15 protein-coding genes and 1 riboswitch are annotated in these 18,354 nt (G+C 42.9%); of the genes, 12 read left to right on the top strand and 3 right to left on the bottom strand.

All coding sequences use genetic code 11. From position 1 onward, the window contains the following. Positions 1-54: 54 nt before the first annotated feature. From FWJ32_RS08070 to FWJ32_RS08080, 3 genes are read right to left on the bottom strand one after another with little or no spacing between them, the layout of a single operon-like run. Positions 55-897 (bottom strand): MetQ/NlpA family ABC transporter substrate-binding protein, encoded by an 843-nt coding sequence (locus FWJ32_RS08070; protein WP_149545456.1) that lies wholly within the window; start codon positions 895-897, stop codon positions 55-57. A 5-nt stretch (positions 898-902) separates the two neighbouring features. Then, positions 903-1,565, bottom strand: a complete 663-nt coding sequence (locus tag FWJ32_RS08075) for a methionine ABC transporter permease (protein ID WP_149545457.1) — start codon at positions 1,563-1,565, stop codon at positions 903-905. Continuing rightward, a complete protein-coding gene (locus FWJ32_RS08080; protein ID WP_149545458.1) occupies positions 1,562-2,560 on the bottom strand; it encodes a methionine ABC transporter ATP-binding protein in 999 nt (332 codons plus the stop codon). Before FWJ32_RS08080 ends, FWJ32_RS08075 begins: the two co-directional genes overlap by 4 nt. A gap of 60 nt (positions 2,561-2,620) precedes the next feature. Continuing rightward, positions 2,621-2,722, bottom strand: a riboswitch (SAM riboswitch). 286 nt (positions 2,723-3,008) lie between these two features. On the opposite strand from FWJ32_RS08080, the gene hutH reads away from it, so the two are divergent. The 12 genes from hutH to FWJ32_RS08140 all read left to right on the top strand — a co-directional run bounded on the left by hutH (position 3,009) and on the right by FWJ32_RS08140 (position 18,327). Further along, entirely contained in the window at positions 3,009-4,538 is a 1,530-nt protein-coding gene (hutH, locus tag FWJ32_RS08085; RefSeq protein ID WP_149545459.1) for a histidine ammonia-lyase, read from the top strand. A gap of 141 nt (positions 4,539-4,679) precedes the next feature. After that, positions 4,680-4,982: a YerC/YecD family TrpR-related protein gene (locus FWJ32_RS08090; RefSeq protein ID WP_149545460.1), complete on the top strand. Its 303-nt coding sequence runs from the start codon at positions 4,680-4,682 to the stop codon at positions 4,980-4,982. Positions 4,983-5,021: 39 nt separating this feature from the next. Then, positions 5,022-7,160 carry a DNA helicase PcrA gene (pcrA, locus tag FWJ32_RS08095; RefSeq protein ID WP_149545461.1) on the top strand — a complete coding sequence of 713 codons (2,139 nt, stop codon included), beginning with the start codon at positions 5,022-5,024 and terminating at the stop codon, positions 7,158-7,160. Between the two features lies 1 nt (position 7,161). Then, positions 7,162-9,147, top strand: coding sequence for an NAD-dependent DNA ligase LigA (gene ligA / locus FWJ32_RS08100; RefSeq protein WP_149545462.1), 1,986 nt, complete (start codon positions 7,162-7,164; stop codon positions 9,145-9,147). A gap of 62 nt (positions 9,148-9,209) precedes the next feature. Further along, on the top strand, positions 9,210-9,497 hold the full coding sequence (gene gatC / locus FWJ32_RS08105; protein WP_149545463.1) for an Asp-tRNA(Asn)/Glu-tRNA(Gln) amidotransferase subunit GatC: 288 nt from the start codon (positions 9,210-9,212) through the stop codon (positions 9,495-9,497). Between the two features lie 11 nt (positions 9,498-9,508). After that, positions 9,509-10,957 carry an Asp-tRNA(Asn)/Glu-tRNA(Gln) amidotransferase subunit GatA gene (gatA, locus tag FWJ32_RS08110; protein ID WP_149545464.1) on the top strand — a complete coding sequence of 483 codons (1,449 nt, stop codon included), beginning with the start codon at positions 9,509-9,511 and terminating at the stop codon, positions 10,955-10,957. Beyond that, positions 10,958-12,400 (top strand): Asp-tRNA(Asn)/Glu-tRNA(Gln) amidotransferase subunit GatB, encoded by a 1,443-nt coding sequence (gatB, locus tag FWJ32_RS08115; protein WP_149545465.1) that lies wholly within the window; start codon positions 10,958-10,960, stop codon positions 12,398-12,400. It begins immediately after the preceding gene. Positions 12,401-12,674: 274 nt separating this feature from the next. Next, positions 12,675-13,595 carry an ABC transporter permease gene (locus FWJ32_RS08120; protein WP_149545466.1) on the top strand — a complete coding sequence of 307 codons (921 nt, stop codon included), beginning with the start codon at positions 12,675-12,677 and terminating at the stop codon, positions 13,593-13,595. A gap of 12 nt (positions 13,596-13,607) precedes the next feature. After that, positions 13,608-14,522, top strand: coding sequence for an ABC transporter permease (locus tag FWJ32_RS08125; RefSeq protein ID WP_149545467.1), 915 nt, complete (start codon positions 13,608-13,610; stop codon positions 14,520-14,522). A 13-nt stretch (positions 14,523-14,535) separates the two neighbouring features. Further along, a complete protein-coding gene (locus FWJ32_RS08130) occupies positions 14,536-15,558 on the top strand; it encodes an ABC transporter ATP-binding protein (protein WP_149545468.1) in 1,023 nt (340 codons plus the stop codon). Continuing rightward, a complete protein-coding gene (locus FWJ32_RS08135; RefSeq protein WP_149545469.1) occupies positions 15,551-16,528 on the top strand; it encodes an ABC transporter ATP-binding protein in 978 nt (325 codons plus the stop codon). Before FWJ32_RS08130 ends, FWJ32_RS08135 begins: the two co-directional genes overlap by 8 nt. Before the next feature lie 149 nt (positions 16,529-16,677). Beyond that, entirely contained in the window at positions 16,678-18,327 is a 1,650-nt protein-coding gene (locus FWJ32_RS08140; protein WP_203227636.1) for a peptide ABC transporter substrate-binding protein, read from the top strand. Positions 18,328-18,354: the final 27 nt, after the last annotated feature.

The raw sequence follows: 18,354 nt of genomic DNA on the forward strand, positions 1-18,354 counted from the left end.
CATTTGTGGACTGCAGCATAAGAAACCTGTGCTATGCTGCAGTCCATATGACTATTAAAATGCCGGTACAATGGCTCCTTGATATTTATCTTCAATGAATTTCTTGACCTCAGGGGAGTTCAGTACCTCAGCCAATGTCTTGATTGCCGGGTCGTCTTTATTGTCTGGTCTTACAGTGAGGACATTGGCGTAAGGAGAATCTTTATCTTCAATGGCAATGGCATCTTTTAAAGGGTTTAGTCCCGCTTCCAGTGCAAAGTTGGTATTTATGACTGAAGCGTCTACATCCTGTAGTGTTCTTGGCAGTTGTGCTGCATCCAGTTCAGAAAACTTAAGGTTCTTCGGATTTTCTGCTATATCTATAGGGGTAGCGGTTAATGAGGTAGAGTCTTTCAGTTTTATTAGGCCGTTCTTTTGGAGCAACAGCAGAGCTCTGCCTTCATTGGTTGGGTCATTGGGTATGGAGATGGTTGCACCATCCTTTAGTTCTTCCAACGATTTAACCTTTTTGGAGTATACACCCATGGGTTCAACGTGTACCTTGACGAGTGCTACAAGCTTCATATTGTTGTTTTTCTCAAACTCCTCCATATAAGGTACGTGCTGAAAAAAATTAGCATCAATGGAACCGTCGTTCAATGCCTTATTGGGTTGTACGTAATCAGTAAACTCAACAATTTCCAGATTTATCCCTTTTTCTTTTAATATTGGTTTTACAAACTCCAGTATCTCTGCATGGGGTACAGGTGTTGCTCCTACCCTTAATGTTACTTCTTTTTGTGTTTCTGCAGGTTGATTTTGTGGTTGACCTGAGGACTGTGTATTTGAACTGCCACAGCCGCTTACAAGGCCGACTAACAGTATAAAGATAAGGCTGATTAATAAAATTTTCTTCACTGTATTTACCTCCTATCAACTTTTTTGGCAAGATAACTTCCTGCAATTTGTACGACTTGTACAATTACAATCAGTACAATTACCGTTGCTATAAGCACGTGTGTATCATACCTCTGGTAACCATACCTGATGGCTAAGTCTCCGAGACCACCTCCTCCTATAGCTCCTGCCATTGCTGAGTAGCCTATAATATTTATTATAGTGAGGGTAATTCCGAGTATAAGTGATGGAAGTGACTCTGGAATAAGTACCCTCGTTATAATTTGAAATGGTGTGGCACCCATGGATAGGGATGCTTCAATTACACCCCTGTCTACCTCTTTTAATGAACTTTCTATTACCCTGGCAACAAATGGCGTTGCTGCTATAGAAAGAGGGACAATGGTAGCCGTTGTACCTATGGTGGTGCCAACGACAAGCCTTGACAGGGGGAGTATGACTATCATTAATATCAGGAATGGGAAAGAGCGAAGTATATTTATAACAGTGCCAAGAACGTTATTGAGTGCAGGCTTTTCCATTATGCCTCCCTTTTCCGTTATTACAAGCAGTACACCCAGAGGCAGACCCAGTATAAGAGAGAATATGGTGGATGCAAAAACCATGTATATGGACTGCCAAAGGGATGGGAGAAGCAAGTTCAAAATACGCATGATTTCCTGATTCATTTCAACACCTCTATCTTTAATCCTTGATTTTTTAACCATTCTACGGCATTATTAATTTTATCAGCCTGGCCTTCAAGGCCAATGACTAAGTTTCCTATGGTTTCACCATGGATATGCTGTATATTTCCTGAGAGTATATTTACATCGACATCAAAGGTCTTTATGAGGTGGGAGATTACAGGTTCCCTGGCACTCTTGCCTATAAACAGTACCTTGACTACCATGCCCCTGTCGTAATCGATTATGCTATCTGGCATACCCTCCTCTATGCCTACGAATTTTTTAGTTATCTGAGAAGACGGTTGAGAAAATATATCAACCACATTTCCCACCTCAACCAGCTCACCGGCATTTAAGACGGCAACCCTGTCGCATATCTCTTTTATTACGTCCATCTGATGGGTGATAACTATTATGGTGAGGTTGAGCCTTTTGTTGATTTCCTTTAAAAGTGATAAAATCTGCGAGGTTGTCTGGGGGTCAAGGGCTGAGGTAGCCTCATCAGACAAAAGCAGTGTTGGACCGTTGGCCAATGCCCTGGCTATGCCAACCCTCTGTTTTTGTCCGCCAGAGAGCTGAGACGGATATGAATCTTTTTTATCAGCCAGGCCGACCATATCCAGGAGCTCCTTAATCCTTTTATCAATCACGTCTTTTGATACCCCGCTGATTTCCATAGGGAAGGCAATGTTTTCGTATACAGTCTTATTGGATAGTAAATTAAAGTGTTGAAATATCATCCCTATTTTTTTTCGCATCTCTCGCAGCTCTTTGTTATTTAAAGACATAATATCCTGGCCGTTTATCTCGATGGTGCCCTCTGTGGGTTCCTCAAGGCGGTTTATGCAGCGTATCAGAGAAGATTTACCAGCTCCTGACAATCCCATTATTCCAAATATCTCACCATCATTGATCTCAAGATTAATGTTTTTAAGTGCTGTAATGCTCTCATTTTCTGTACGATATACCTTGGTCAAATTTTTGATTAAAATCAATAAGATACACCTCCAATAAAAAATCCTCTTTCACACGATGAAAGAGGACTATAATAGCCTCTCTCATCTCTCAGCTTTGCGCTGCAGGAGTTGGCACCATTGCATATACATGCCGGTTGCCGGGTTTCATCGGGCCAGTCCCTCCACCTCTCTTGATAAGAGTGCTTAACATATTCAATTTATACATTGAGTATATTTGAATTTGTACAGGAAGTCAACACAAATTTTTTATTTATGATTAAAATGCATGTTGAATTATATTTGCAATTGCATAAAATACATAAACTTATTTCATAATGATACTTTAGCACGATAACGTACTGCCCAAATATACCTGTAAATAGGTACTAATAGCATAAAGCTATTATATAAAATTTTTGCATAAAAGAAGGATTTGCTGTTTTTTTATCGAATATATTAATCTAAATAAATAGTAGGGGGCAGACGGATGTCAGAATTGTATATTGACGGTAATGGCCTTACTGTAGATGATGTTTATAATGTTTCTAAGGGCAATATAACCGTAAGGTTAGCCGAAGAGGCATGTGTTAAAATAGATAGAGCAAGGGAACTAGTAGACAGCTACGTGAGTGAGAACAGGGTTGAGTACGGCATCACCACGGGGTTTGGCAGGTTTGCTGATGTTACCATATCGATGAATGAGGCAACGGAGTTACAGTACAACCTTATAAGAAGTCATTCATGTGGTGTAGGAGATCCCCTTCCAATAGAGGTAGTAAGGGCTGTGATGCTGCTCAGAGCAAATACGCTTGCAAAAGGATATTCAGGCATTAGGTTACAGACTTTAAATACTCTGGTAGAAATGCTCAACAGGGATGTTATACCTGTTATGCCTTCAAAAGGTTCCCTGGGGGCCAGTGGAGATCTTGCTCCTCTTGCCCATATGGCGCTGGTCATCATAGGTGAGGGAGAGGCATATTTCCGGGGAAAACGTATGCCTGGCGGAGAGGCTATGAGGTTAGCTGGTATAAAACCGGTAAAATTAGTTTCAAAGGAAGGCCTGGCCCTCATAAACGGAACACCTGTAATGACGGCTATAGGAGCTTTAGCCATACATGATGCCATGAACTTAAGTAAAGCTGCGGATATAGCCGGAGCACTTTCTATGGAAGCCTTAAGAGGCATAAAGGACGCCTTTGATGAAAGGGTTCATATGCTCCGGCCACATGCCGGCCAGCTAAAAACAGCAAGAAATATTCGCATTCTTACAGAGGGAAGTAGCCTTATTACAAGACAGGGAGAAATAAGGGTGCAGGATTCGTATACCATCAGATGTATACCTCAGGTACATGGGGCATCTAAGGATGCAATTGATTATGTCAAAGGAATAGTAGAGACAGAGCTGAACTCCGTTACAGATAACCCACTGATCTTTTCTGAGGATTATATAGTAATATCAGGAGGAAATTTCCATGGTCAGCCGATTGCTCTTGCCATGGACTTTCTTGGGATAGCAATATCTGAACTCGCTGATATATCTGAAAGGCGGATAGCAAAACTGGTTGACTCAAATTTAAGCAATGGTCTGCCCGGTTTCCTTACAAGGGAAGGCGGTTTAAATTCCGGATTCATGATTCCTCAATATGTGGCAGCATCGCTGGTGTCTGAAAATAAGGTCTTATCTCATCCAGCCAGTGTAGACTCTATACCATCCTCTGCCAATCAGGAGGATCATGTAAGTATGGGGACAATAGCAGCCAGAAAGACAAGGGAAATATTAGAAAATGCAATTAATGTTATTGCGATAGAACTTATGTCTTCCGCTCAGGCGATAGACTTAAGAGATGGAGGGTCGCCTGGGAAGGGTACAGGAGCTGCGTACAGGCTTATCAGGTCAAGGATACCGTTTATTGAAAGAGATGAATTGATGTACAGACATATTGAGGACTGTGCGATGCTTATTAAGACCGGTGAACTCATTGAAACAGTGGAGGGGGAGATTGGTTCATTAAATTAGAATTAACAGTATGTATAATCACAATGCTCCTGCGAGCGGCTGGTCTGATTGGGGATTACCCAATTATTTTTAAAACATTTTGCTTTAGCCTATTGAAGTTTTAATGAATTTTCTGTATAATATTTTCAAGGAGGGAAAACCATGTATGAATCAAAACTCAAGAGTGAGGCTGTGGATGAGCTTTTTGAGGCTATACTGGAGCTTAAAGATGTGGAGGAATGTTACAGATTTTTTGAGGATTTATGCACGATAAATGAAATCAAAGAGATGGCACAGAGATGGCAGGTTGCAAAAATGCTCAGAGAAAAAAAGACCTACGTGGAGATAGCAGATAAAACAGGGGCAAGTACGGCTACCATAAGCAGGGTAAATAGGTATTTGAATTATGGCTCAGACGGTTATAATATTATATTAGACAGGTTAGAGCAAAAAAAGAAAAGCTGACCTGGGGGTAACCTCAGGTTTTTTGTTGAGGTGAGTCTTATGGATATTTTAGAAGGGTTAAACGGCCCGCAGAAGGAAGCAGTGACTACTACTGATGGACCACTTTTAATTATTGCAGGGGCAGGGAGTGGAAAAACGAGAGTTTTGACTCATAGGATTGCTTATCTGATAAACGTAAAGAAAGTGTCACCATACAATATATTGGCTATAACATTTACCAACAAGGCCGCCAGTGAGATGAAGGACAGGGTGGAAAAGCTGCTTAATGCATCAGTGAAAAATATGTGGATTTCAACCTTTCATTCGGCCTGCGTCAGGATATTGCGCGATGGAGCGGAAAGGCTTGGATATAAACGGAGCTTTGTCATATATGATACATCTGATTCCATTTCCTTGATAAGGTCCTGTTTGAAAGAGCTTAACCTCGATCCTAAATATTACGAACCAAAGGGATTGCTGCATACCATATCCAGGGCAAAGGACAGTCTGATGGATCCAGATACCTTTGAAAAAGAAACAGCTAACGACTTTCGCAGTAAGAATGTGGCAAGTATATACAGGGAGTATCAAAGGCGTCTTAAACAACTAAACGCTATGGATTTTGATGACCTTATAATGAAGACTGTGGAACTTTTTAAGGTGCATGAAGATTTTCTTCTTCAGTACCAGAACATGTTTCGCTATATACTTGTTGATGAATATCAGGATACAAACCGGGCCCAGTATGAACTCATAAAGATTTTGTCTAAAAGGTACAACAACATCTGTGTTGTTGGTGACGATGACCAAAGCATATATGGTTTTAGGGGGGCTGATATAAGGAATATATTGGACTTTGAAAGGGATTTTCCTAACGCTAAGGTGATAAAACTGGAACAAAATTATCGTTCTACACAGAAGATCTTAAACGCTGCCAATAACCTTATAGCACATAATAAGGGCAGAAAGGGTAAAAAGCTTTGGACTGAATACGAGGGTGGCCCGGATATCGTACTTTATAAGGCTGAAGACGAGCGCATGGAGGCACGGTATGTTGTTTCCAGCATTATTGATTTAATTAATAGAGGTTATTCTTCCTCTGATATAGTTATATTATACAGGACCAATGCCCAGTCCAGGGCTTTTGAGGAAGAGCTGGCACAGTATCAGATTGGCTACAGAGTAGTGGGCAGTTTGAGATTTTATGAAAGGAAAGAGATAAAGGACATAATGTCTTATTTGCGGGTTATACAGGACCCGTCAGATGAGGTAAGCCTGCTGAGGATAATCAACGAACCATCAAGGGGGATTGGAGAAAAAACCATAGAACAGCTCACGGAGTATGCAAGAAGTAATGGCATATCACTTTATGAGGCCGCAAAATTTGCAGGTGATACCGATCTATCGGCAAGACAGGTGAAGGGCGTCTTATCTTTTGTAAACATAATGGACCAACTTATAAGTTTTAAGGATGATGTGTCCATCTCGGCATTGGTGGAGCTGGTGCTTCAAAAGACAGGCTATCTGGAGATATTAAAGAGTGAGAATACACCTGAATCTGAATCAAGGATTGAAAACCTGAATGAGTTTATTGGTGCAGCTAAAGAGTTTGAAAAAGATAACCCCGATCTAGTGCTGGAGGACTTCCTCGCCAATTTGGCGTTGGTTTCCGATATTGACTCCTTAGAAGATGGAGAGGGTGTTGTCATGATGACTGTACATTCTGCCAAGGGTTTAGAGTTTCCTGTGGTGTTTATGGTTGGCATGGAAGACGGGCTTTTTCCCATATCAAGAGCTTTGGACAATGATGAAGACATGGAGGAAGAGAGGCGTCTTTGCTATGTGGCTGTTACCAGGGCCAAAGAGAGGCTTATTATGACTTATGCAAGGACGAGAAATCTTTATGGCAGAACAATGGTATGTATCCCCTCGCGATTCATTAAAGAGATTGATATACCGGATTTTGCCAAAGAGCCTTTTAAAAAACGCAGCATGTCTGTTGAAGAGCCGGGGAAGGTAGCCTCAAGTAAAGAAAAATATGCTGTGGGTATGAAGGTTATGCATAAGATGTGGGGTTCTGGAATAATTGTCCAGGTTAAGGATATGGGTAGCGACAAGGAGCTTGCCATAGTGTTCCAGAGCGTTGGTTTGAAGAGATTGTCTGCCAACATTGCGCCATTAAAAGTCGAGGAGGGTTAGTATGGACAAAGAGCAGGCCGCCAAGAGGATAAATGAACTAAGGGATATAATAAACCATCACAATTATATGTATTATGTACTTGATTCTCCGGAGATATCCGATGCAGAATTTGACAATTTGATGAGGGAACTCATTGAGTTAGAGAGACAATATCCAGAATATCTCACGCCGGATTCTCCTACACAAAGGGTAGGGGGAGAGGTGTTAGAGGGGTTTGCAGAATATGTTCATACTTTACCGCTCCTGAGCCTTAGCGATGTGTTCGATGAAGGCGAGCTGAGAGATTTTGACAGAAGGGTGAGAAGAGAGGTTGGAGACACAGAATATGTTGTTGAAGTGAAGATAGATGGTCTTTCCTGTGCATTGAGATACGAAAATGGTATATTTGTACAGGGGGCTACAAGGGGCAATGGTTTTGTAGGGGAAGACGTTACGGCGAATCTTAAAACCATAAGGTCTATACCGCTAAAATTAGAAGAACCAGTCTCTCTTGAGGTGCGCGGAGAGGTATACATGCCAAAGAGGAGCTTTTTGATGCTCAATGAACTCCGTGAACAAAATGGAGAGCCCCTCTTTGCCAATCCTCGAAATGCGGCTGCTGGTTCGTTAAGACAGCTTGATCCAAAAATAACGGCATCTAGAAATTTAGATATTTTTATATTTAACCTGCAGAGGGTGGAGGGAAAGAATTTTACAACCCATATAGAAACACTGGAATATTTAAAGGAGATGGGGTTAAAAATAATCCCGTATTATGTGAAATGCGATAATATTGACCAGGTCCTTGAGCAGGTACATATATGGGAATCAAAAAGAAATGAACTGGATTTTGCTGTAGATGGTCTGGTGATAAAGGTAAATGACCTGGCTAAAAGGGAGATCCTGGGCAGCACTTCTAAATCATACAGATGGGCTATAGCGTACAAGTATCCTGCTGAAATGGCAAAGACCAGAATAAAGGATATAATAGTGCAGGTGGGAAGGACAGGGGCACTAACACCAACAGCCCTCCTCGAACCGGTTAAACTGGCAGGTTCTACTATTAGCAGGGCTACATTGCACAATGAGGATTATATAAAGATGAAGGACATAAAGATAGGTGACTGGGTATATATCCGGAAGGCAGGTGAGATAATCCCTGAGGTCGTTGAACCACTAATAGAAGAACGAACGGGCGAAGAGAAAGACTTTGCTATGCCTGATACGTGTCCGGAGTGTGGTGCAAAAGTGGTCAGGCTGCCTGGAGAAGCTGTGACACGCTGTACTGGGTTGAGCTGTCCCGCTCAGATAAAAAGACAGCTTGAACACTTTGCCTCTAAAGAGGCTATGGATATTGATGGAATGGGCCCTGCTGTAATTTCACAATTAGTAGATAAAGGACTTGTAAAAAACATTGCCGACATTTATTATATAGGATATCAGGATATATTAAACCTTGAGAGGATGGGGAAAAAGTCTGCAGAAAACCTGATAAATGCCATTGAAGATAGCAAGGGAAGGGACTTAGATAGGCTTATAAATGGTCTTGGCATAAGATTGGTGGGCAGTAAAGCAGCAAAAATTCTTGCTGAGGCATATAAGGACATTAAGAGCCTCATGAAGGCAGGTGCTGAAGAACTTACCTCAATACCTGAGATAGGGCCAAAGATAGCCGAAAGCATAGTTGATTTTTTCTCTGAGAAACAAAACATTGCTATCATTAACAGGCTTATTGAAGCGGGTGTCAATACGAGAAAGATAGAAGAAGTTCATGAGACTTTGCTGGCTGGCAAGACCTTTGTGATAACAGGTACTCTGAAAGACTTTACCAGGGAGGAGGCGGCAAACATTATTGAACAACTTGGTGGCAAGGTGACAGGAAGCGTGAGCAAAAAGACTAACTATCTGATTTGTGGTGAAAACCCGGGGTCTAAACTGGACAAAGCAAGAGAGCTCAATGTGACTATAATTAGCGAGGATGATTTTAAAAAGATGATTGCTATTTAGTGCTGCTAACATGCTAATATAGACTTTGTACAGTGGAATCAATAATGATTGGAGGGTTGTAAATGGAGATCGATAGACAGACAGTGGATTATGTTGCAAAGCTGGCCAGGCTTTATCTTGACGATAAGGCCATGGAAGACCTGCGTGAAGACCTTTCTCAAATAGTAGGGTATGTGACAAAACTTCAGGAGTTAAACACTGAAGATGTGGAGCAGACAGCACATGTGCTTCCGCTAAATAACGTCTTTAGAGAGGATATCGTAAGGCAGTCTATGGACAGGGACAGGGTATTATCCAACACGGATTATAAAAAAGATGGCTTTTTTGAAGTGCCAAAAGTCTTTGATTGAGGAGGTTTATGATGGAGTTATACGAATACAGTGTTCATGAACTCATTTCCATTCTTGACAAGGGTGAGACGAATTCTGTGGAGCTTACAGAAAGTATAATAGAGAATATAGATAAGAAAGATGGGGCTATCGGGGCATTTCTGTATGTGGACAAAGAGGGCGCACTTAAGGCTGCTGAAAAGGCTGATAGGTTGAGGAGAGATGGCAAAAGTGCCGCACTTCTGGGTATCCCGGTGGCAATAAAGGATAATATATGTACAGAGGGTACTAAAACCACATGCGCATCAAAGATGCTGGAGAATTTTGTCCCGCCTTATGATGCTACAGTTGTGAAAAAGTTAAAGGAAGCCGGGGCTATAATTGTTGGGAAAACAAACATGGATGAATTTGCCATGGGTTCATCCACAGAAAATTCAGCTTTTAAAAAGACAGTAAATCCGTGGAACTTTGACAGGGTGCCTGGTGGCTCCAGCGGAGGTTCTGCGGCGGCAGTGGCTGCATCAGAAGTCCCTGCAGCATTAGGTTCTGATACCGGTGGTTCTATAAGGCAGCCTGCCTCGTTTTGTGGAGTTGTGGGGTTAAAACCTACATATGGGCGTGTCTCCAGATATGGGCTTGTGGCCTTTGCTTCTTCGCTGGATCAGATAGGGCCGTTTGCAAGGGATGTGGAAGATGCTGCAATGCTTTTGAGTGTCATTGCCGGACAAGATGAGATGGACTCCACGTCAGTCCCCGGGAGAGAAAATTGTTTTCTGGATGGGATAAGGGATGGTATTAAGGGACTTAAGATAGGTCTGCCAAAGGAGTATTATGGTGAGGGCGTCAGCAGTGATGTAAGGGAGTCGGTCCTTGCTATGGTTAAAAGGTTAGAGGGCCTTGGTGCCTTTGTGGAGGAGACAAGCCTTCCGTACAGTGAATATGCTTTGGCTGCGTATTATATTATTTCGTCAGCGGAGGCCAGCTCAAACCTGGCAAGGTATGACGGGATAAGATATGGGCACAGGGCCTCAGAGTATGATGACCTGATAGACCTCTATGCCCGTTCCAGGAGTGAAGGTTTCGGGAAAGAGGTAAAGCGCAGGATAATGCTTGGCACCTATGTATTGAGTTCTGGATATTATGATGCTTATTATAAAAAGGCGCTAAAGGTAAGGACGCTTATAAAGAACGACTTTGACAGGGCCTTTGAGAAATACGATGTGCTTATCTCTCCAACGTCACCAACGGTGGCCTTCAGGTTTGGAGAGAAGTCGAATCCATTAGAGATGTACCTGGCCGATATCCTTACCGTGCCTATAAATATTGCGGGGTTACCTGCCATATCGGTTCCATGTGGCCTGGCCAGCGGCCTACCTGTCGGACTACAAATAATAGGCAAGCCTTTTGATGAGAAGACCATACTGAGGACTGCCTATGCCGTACAGGAAAGTACTGGTAAATTAAGACCGGAGGTGAGATAAATGGAGTTTGAAGCGGTAATAGGATTGGAGGTTCATGCAGAGCTTTTGACGGAGTCTAAGATATTTTGCAGCTGTACCACAGAATTCGGTGGAGAGCCTAATACCCACTGTTGCCCTGTATGTCTTGGATTGCCGGGGACATTGCCTGTTCTAAACAAAAAAGCTGTAGAATATGCTATAAGGGCGGGACTGGCATTAAACTGCAATATAGCAAGATTCAGCAAGATGGACAGGAAGAATTATTTTTATCCGGATCTGCCAAAAGCGTACCAGATTTCTCAGTATGACCTCCCTTTATGCAGGGATGGGTATGTGGAGATAGAGACAGAGAATGGTGTAAAGAAAATAGGCATAATAAGGGTGCATTTAGAAGAGGATGCTGGAAAACTTATCCATGATGAAGGCGCCGGCAGCTCCCTTGTAGACTATAACAGGACAGGGGTGCCTCTTATTGAAATCGTGTCTTACCCGGACATGAGGACACCGGAAGAGGCCAGGCTGTACCTTGCAAAGCTCAAGAGCATACTGGAGTACACAGAGGTATCTGACTGCAAGATGCAGGAGGGTTCTTTACGTGTTGATACGAATATATCAGTAAGACCTGTAGGTAGTTCTGCCTTTGGGACAAAGGTAGAGCTTAAAAACCTCAATTCTTTTAGGGCTGTCTATAGGGCACTGGAGTATGAGTTTAAGAGACAGGCTGAAGCAATTAAAAACGGTGAGGAGATAACCCAGGAGACAAGGCGCTGGGACGAAAACAAAGGTATAACTGTATCCATGCGTTCTAAAGAGGAGGCCCACGACTACCGATACTTTCCTGAGCCTGATATTGTGCCTATAGTGGTAGATGATGAATGGATAGAGGACATAAGACGCAATATACCGGAGCTTCCACAGCAAAAAAGAGAGAGGTTTATAAATGACTTAGGGCTTCCGCCGTATGATGCAGGAGTCATAACCTCAGATAAGGCCCTATCTGACTTTTTTGAGAGGTGTGTGGAACTCTATGACAATCCAAAGACTATAAGCAACTGGGTGATGGGAGAGATACTGAGGGCGATGAAGGATTCAGATATAGAAGCATCAAATCTTCCTGTGAAACCAGAGCAGCTTGTCATGCTGCAAGAACTTGTAGATGATGGCACCATAAGTATAAGTATAGCCAAGAGGGTGTTTGACATCATGTTTAAGACCGGCGAGAATCCGGATGATATAGTAAGGAAGGAGGGACTGGCCCAGATCAGTGATGAAGGTGCCTTACGCGAGATTGTAATTAAGACTATTAAAAATAATCCTAAATCGGTAGAGGATTTCCTCGGTGGTAAGGAAAAGGCCATGGGCTTTTTGATAGGCCAGGTGATGAAAGAGACTAAGGGTAAGGCAAACCCACAGATGATAAATGAAATAATGAAGGAAGAATTAAGCAAGATAAGCAAGAATTGATATATTAAAAATAATTGAGATCTTGAAGGAAATGAAGTATAATTATTAACATATCAGATGTCATATAACCTGCTTATAAGTTTTAATATCGTTATCTGTGTATTTTTATAAAATAGAGTTAATAAATGTTAGATAAAGTAAAATTTTTTAGGAGGTTGATAAATTTTAAGGAGGATTTTTAGGGTAAATGTTTAATATATACTATATAACTTACCCAACAAAAGATACAATATAAGTTTTAGGAGGGAAAATTGGAAAGGAGAGGGGAAATTTAATGACAAGGTACATCCTGCAACGTGTATTCGCCATGGTGTTAACGATGGTAGTTGTTATTACTATTACGTTTATCTTGATGCATGCCATCCCTGGCGGGCCATTTGCTTCAGAGAAGAATCTTCCACCGCAGATCAAGGCTAATATCGAAGCCAAGTATGGTCTGAATAAACCATTGTATCAGCAGTATTTTGACTATTGGGCCGGTTTATTGAAAGGTGACTTGGGACCTTCATACAAGTATCCAGGCAGGACCGTCAATGACCTTATTGAAGCCGGGTTTCCTATTTCTGCTGAATTGGGTTCCTATGCTATCCTGTTGATGCTTTTTGTGGGGATACCTGCCGGTATCATATCAGCACTGAGACAGTATCACTGGCAGGATCATACAGTTATGTTTATGGCTACCCTTGGCGTTGCGGTGCCGAGCTTTGTGCTGGCCACACTGTTTATATATATTTTCTCATCAAGGTTGGGTATTTTACCTGCAGCCAGGTGGCTTTCATGGCAGCACAAGATAATGCCTACCATAGCACTTTCGGCATATAATGTCTCCTTTATAGCAAGGCTTACAAGGTCTTCCATGCTGGATGTCATGGGCCAGGACTATATAAGGACAGCCAGGGCGAAGGGCTTGAGCGAGACTTCCGTAGTTATAAAGCATGCGCTGAAGAACTCATTAATTCCTATTGTTACTGTCCTGGGTCCACTGATTGCGGCTGTGCTGACAGGCAGTTTTGTTATTGAAAAGATATTTGCCATTCCAGGTATGGGTAGGCAGTTTGTAGATAGTGTTTCTAACAGGGATTACACTACAATAATGGGTGTAACAATATTTTATGGTGCATTTCTGGTAATCATGAACCTCATAGTTGATATTGTCTATGTGTTCATTGACCCAAGGATCAAGCTTGCGGATTGAGGAGGGATAGAGTTGGAACTTGCTGAGAACTATTTTGAGAGACTGCCTAAGGAAGAAAAAACATCTGAGGAGATTGTAAGGCCCTCCATGACTTTCTGGCAGGACGCATGGAGAAGGTTGAGGAAAAACAGACTGGCCATGATAGGTATGTATGTGCTAATAGCAATCATACTAATTGCTATCTTTGGACCGATGATATCGCCATACACATATTCTGATCAGACACTTTCCATGGCGAATCAGCCGCCCTCGTCTGCCCATCCATTTGGTATGGATAACCTCGGTAGAGACCTTATGACAAGGGTATTCTATGGAGCGAGGATTTCCCTCAGCATAGGATTTATAGTAGCGGCATGTACCCTTGTTATAGGAATCCTCTATGGTGGAATTTCAGGCTATGTTGGTGGCATGGTTGACACAGTTATGATGAGGATTGTTGATGTATTATATATTATACCCAGCACCCTTTATGTAATACTTTTGATGCTGATAATAGGACCTGGTTTTAATAGTGTTATTATTGCCCTGGGTGCCACATCCTGGCTTGGGATGGCCAGACAGGTCAGGGGTCAGGTACTGAGTTTAAAAGAACAGGAATTCGTGTTGGCTGCCAAAGCTTTGGGTGCCGACAGCAGGAGGATACTTCTGAGGCATCTTATCCCCAACTCATTAGGGCCAATAATAGTTGTGGCGACCATGCAGATACCGAACGCAATCTTTAATGAAGCATTTTTAAGCTTTATAGGCTTAGGCGTAAGTGCTCCAGAGGCAAGCTGGGGTGTTCTGTGCAATGATGCCCTTCCAGCCTTGAGGACAGCTCCCCATGAACTATTTTTCCCGGCACTTGCAATTACAATAACAATGCTTGCATTCAGCTTTTTTGGCGATGGTTTAAGAGATGCACTGGATCCAAAAATGAGGAAATAGGGGGGCAAAAGAATTGGCAAAATTACTGGAAGTAAGGAATTTACACACTTCGTTTTCTACCTATGCTGGGAAGGTAAAGGCTGTTAGGGGTATCAGCTTTCATGTAGATGAGGGAGAGGCCATAGGTATAGTGGGTGAATCAGGAAGTGGGAAAAGCGTTACAAATCTTTCCATTCTGCGCCTCTTACCATCGGAGTCGGGTATTATTGATGAGGGAGAGGTCATATTCAATGGGGTTGACCTCTTGAAGCTAAGCGAGCAGGAAATGAGGTCAGTGAGGGGTAAGGAAATAAGTATGATATTCCAGGACCCTATGACATCGTTAAACCCCGTTTTGACCATAGGATACCAGGTGATGGAGATAATAAAGATACACAATCCCCATATGAGTAATGCCGAAGCAAAGAAGAGAGCAGTAGAGATGCTCAGAATGGTTGGGATATCCAATCCCGAGAAGAGACTGTCACAGTATCCCCACGAGTTTTCAGGTGGCATGAGACAGAGGGTTATGATAGCCATGGCACTGTCCTGTGAGCCAAAACTGCTTATAGCTGATGAGCCGACTACTGCCCTTGATGTTACAATACAGGCCCAAATTTTAGACTTGATGAAGGATCTAAGGGAGAGGCTTAATACGGCAATCATATTAATTACCCATGACTTGGGTGTGGTGGCTGACCTCTGCGATCGTATCATGGTAATGTATGGCGGTGTCATTGTTGAGGAAGGCACTACTGATGATATATTTTACAGGCCGAGACATCCATATACCTGGGGTTTGTTAAACTCTATACCCAAAATCTCTATTGGAATACGTGAAAGACTTGTGCCGATAGATGGATCACCACCTGACCTTTTAAAGCCACCAGTTGGATGCCCGTTTGCAGCCCGCTGTGAATACGCAATGAGAATATGTGTTGAAAAAATGCCTGAGATGTATGAGGTGGCTGAAGGCCATAGGTCCATGTGCTGGCTTCTCCATCCCGACGCTCCAGAGGTGGATTTTTCTGAGAAGGGGGTAAGGAGAAATGCCTGAGACAATTCTTGAAGTACAGGGGTTAAAGAAGTATTTCTTTAGTCGCAAGGGTCTGTTTGGTGGAAGGCCATCAGTACTGAAAGCTGTTGACAATGTATCGTTTAAGATAGAACGAGGAAAAACGATGGGTCTTGTGGGTGAAAGTGGTTGTGGCAAAACCACAGCGGGAAGGACTATTATCAAGCTTTATGAACCGACAGGCGGTCATATCATTTACAAGGGTGAAGATATAACAGGATATGACAGTAAAAAGATGCTTCCACTGAGAAGAAGCATGCAGATTATTTTTCAGGATCCGTATGCCTCTTTAGATTCAAGGATGACCGTTGCGGATATTATCGGTGAACCTTTAGACATACATCACCTTGCCTCAGGAAAGGACAGAGAAGACAGGATTAAAGAGCTGTTGAGGCTTGTGGGTTTGAATGATGACCACGCCAGCCGGTACCCCCATGAGTTTTCTGGGGGGCAAAGGCAGAGGATAGGCATAGCGAGGTCTTTGGCTGTAGAACCTGAGTTTATTGTATGTGACGAGCCTATATCTGCACTGGATGTATCCATACAGGCACAGATAGTCAATATGCTGGAAGACCTGCAGGATAGGATGGGACTTACCTATCTGTTTATAGCTCATGACCTTTCTATGGTGAGACATATATCTGATGATGTGGGCGTTATGTATCTCGGGCAACTGGTGGAGACAGCACCCAGTGAGGAGCTATACCAGCACCCTCTGCACCCTTATACCCAAGCGCTGTTATCTGCCATACCTATACCAGACCCGCAGATAGCCAAGAGTAGACAGAGGATTTTGCTTGAGGGGGATGTGCCAAGTCCTATTGACCCGCCACCTGGGTGCAGGTTCAAGGGGAGATGCCCATATGCCATGGATATTTGTAGTGAAAAGGACCCAGAACTTGTGGATGTTGGTGGAGGCCATTATGTGGCATGTTATCTCATTAAAAAATAATTGATTATGATAAAGAGATGCTGTATAATCATCATAAGGTGTTTGTGCGTAAAACCTATCCAAAATAGTCATAAATTTAATTTAGAGTATAATTTTTACTGTCCTGTTGGACAGTATTAAAAAAATAAATTAATTTGGAGGGGGTAAACTTGAAGAAGAAGAGTTTGATAGTGTTGTTGGCTGCGCTTATGGTGCTCTCAGTTGCCATAGCAGGATGCAGTAGCGGTACACAAAAGCCTGAGCAGCAGGCTCAACAGAAGAAGGAAACGGTTATACGTTATAACCTTGGTGCCCAACCTGAGACTATTGACCCAGCGCTAAACAGTGCCGTTGATGGTGCCAATGTCATTCTTCACACCTTTGAGGGACTTGTAAACCTGGATGAGCACCAGCAGCCGGTACCTGGTGTGGCAGAGAAATGGGAGGTTTCTAATGACGGTCTCGTCTGGACATTCCACCTGAGAAAGAATGCCAAGTGGTCAGACGGGCAGCCTGTGACAGCCAAGGATTTCGCTTATGCATGGAAGAGGGCTTTAGACCCAGCTACAGGTGCTGAGTATGCTTATCAGCTCTACTACATCAAGAATGGCCAGGCCTTCAACGAGGGTAAAGCCACGGCTGACGACCTCGGTATAAAGGTAGTGGATGACTACACAATTGAGGTTACACTGGAGGCTCCTACACCATACATTCTCCAGATATTTGCTTTCCCGACGCTGTTCCCTGTAAGGCAGGATATAGTTGAGAAATATGGTGATAAGTGGGCACAGCAGGCAGATACCTATATTGGAAATGGTGCCTTTAAAGTGTCGGAAATGGTCTATCAGGACCATATAACCATGGTAAAGAATGAGAACTACTGGAATAAGGATGCCATAAAACCGGATAAGTTGATATTCACTGAGATGACTGACGAAAGCACAATGCTTGCGAGCTATGAAAATGGTGAGGTAGACGTTATAGACAATATGCCTTCTGAAGAGATTTCAAGGCTGCAGAATGACCCCAATTCAGGATTCGTACTGGGTGCAAACCTTGGAACATACTATATTGACTTTAATAATCAGAAACCACCTTTTAACAATCCTTTGGTAAGAAAGGCATTCTCGCTTGCAATAGACAGAAAGGCTATAGTCGAAAACGTAACAAAGGGTGGACAGTTACCTGCTGATGCGTTTGTTGGTCCCGGCTTCCCTGATGCTGACCCAACGAAGCAGTTCCATGATGTACAGGGTCCGTTCTATGATGCCACAAAAGCCAACGTTGAAGAGGCAAAGAAAGCTCTGGCAGAGGCAGGATATCCAGACGGCAAGGGCTTCCCTAAGGTCACATACCTCTACAACGAGGGCCAGGGGCACCAGAACATAGCTCAGGCACTCCAGGAGATGTGGAAGCAGAACCTGGGTGTAGAGGTTGAGCTTGCTTCCCAGGAGTGGCAGGTGTTCCAGGAAACAAGGAGAAGAGGAGACTATGATATAGCCAGAGATGGATGGCTGGCTGACTATACCGATCCTATGACGATGCTGGACCTCTTTACATCCAACAGTGGCAATAACAATGCTCAATATAAAAATCCTGAGTATGATGCCCTGATTGATAAAGCAAAGAAAACAAACAACGAAGCAGAAAGGATGCAGGCTATGCATGATGCCCAGCAGCTGCTTCTTGGTCAGGATTGGGCTGTAGCACCCCTTTATTTCTATACAGACCCATACTGTGTAAAGCCAGGCCTGAAGGGTGTTATAGCTGATCCTTTAGGATTTAAGAGGTTCCACTTTGCATATTGGGAGAATCAATAGCAGTTTATTAAAAGGACGCCATTGGGC

The sequence above is a fragment of the Calorimonas adulescens genome, from assembly GCF_008274215.1.
Lineage (GTDB): Bacteria > Bacillota > Thermoanaerobacteria > Thermoanaerobacterales > UBA4877 > Calorimonas > Calorimonas adulescens.

What these genes read in the sequence shown, in the direction of transcription:
- FWJ32_RS08075 (WP_149545457.1), bottom strand. Translation starts at nt 1,565, where the DNA reads ATGAATCAGGAAATCATGCGTATTTTGAACTTGCTTCTCCCATCCCTT.
- hutH (WP_149545459.1), top strand. Translation starts at nt 3,009, where the DNA reads ATGTCAGAATTGTATATTGACGGTAATGGCCTTACTGTAGATGATGTT.
- pcrA (WP_149545461.1), top strand. Translation starts at nt 5,022, where the DNA reads ATGGATATTTTAGAAGGGTTAAACGGCCCGCAGAAGGAAGCAGTGACT.
- gatA (WP_149545464.1), top strand. Translation starts at nt 9,509, where the DNA reads ATGGAGTTATACGAATACAGTGTTCATGAACTCATTTCCATTCTTGAC.
- FWJ32_RS08135 (WP_149545469.1), top strand. Translation starts at nt 15,551, where the DNA reads ATGCCTGAGACAATTCTTGAAGTACAGGGGTTAAAGAAGTATTTCTTT.
- gatC (WP_149545463.1), top strand. Translation starts at nt 9,210, where the DNA reads ATGGAGATCGATAGACAGACAGTGGATTATGTTGCAAAGCTGGCCAGG.
- ligA (WP_149545462.1), top strand. Translation starts at nt 7,162, where the DNA reads ATGGACAAAGAGCAGGCCGCCAAGAGGATAAATGAACTAAGGGATATA.
- FWJ32_RS08120 (WP_149545466.1), top strand. Translation starts at nt 12,675, where the DNA reads ATGACAAGGTACATCCTGCAACGTGTATTCGCCATGGTGTTAACGATG.
- gatB (WP_149545465.1), top strand. Translation starts at nt 10,958, where the DNA reads ATGGAGTTTGAAGCGGTAATAGGATTGGAGGTTCATGCAGAGCTTTTG.
- FWJ32_RS08090 (WP_149545460.1), top strand. Translation starts at nt 4,680, where the DNA reads ATGTATGAATCAAAACTCAAGAGTGAGGCTGTGGATGAGCTTTTTGAG.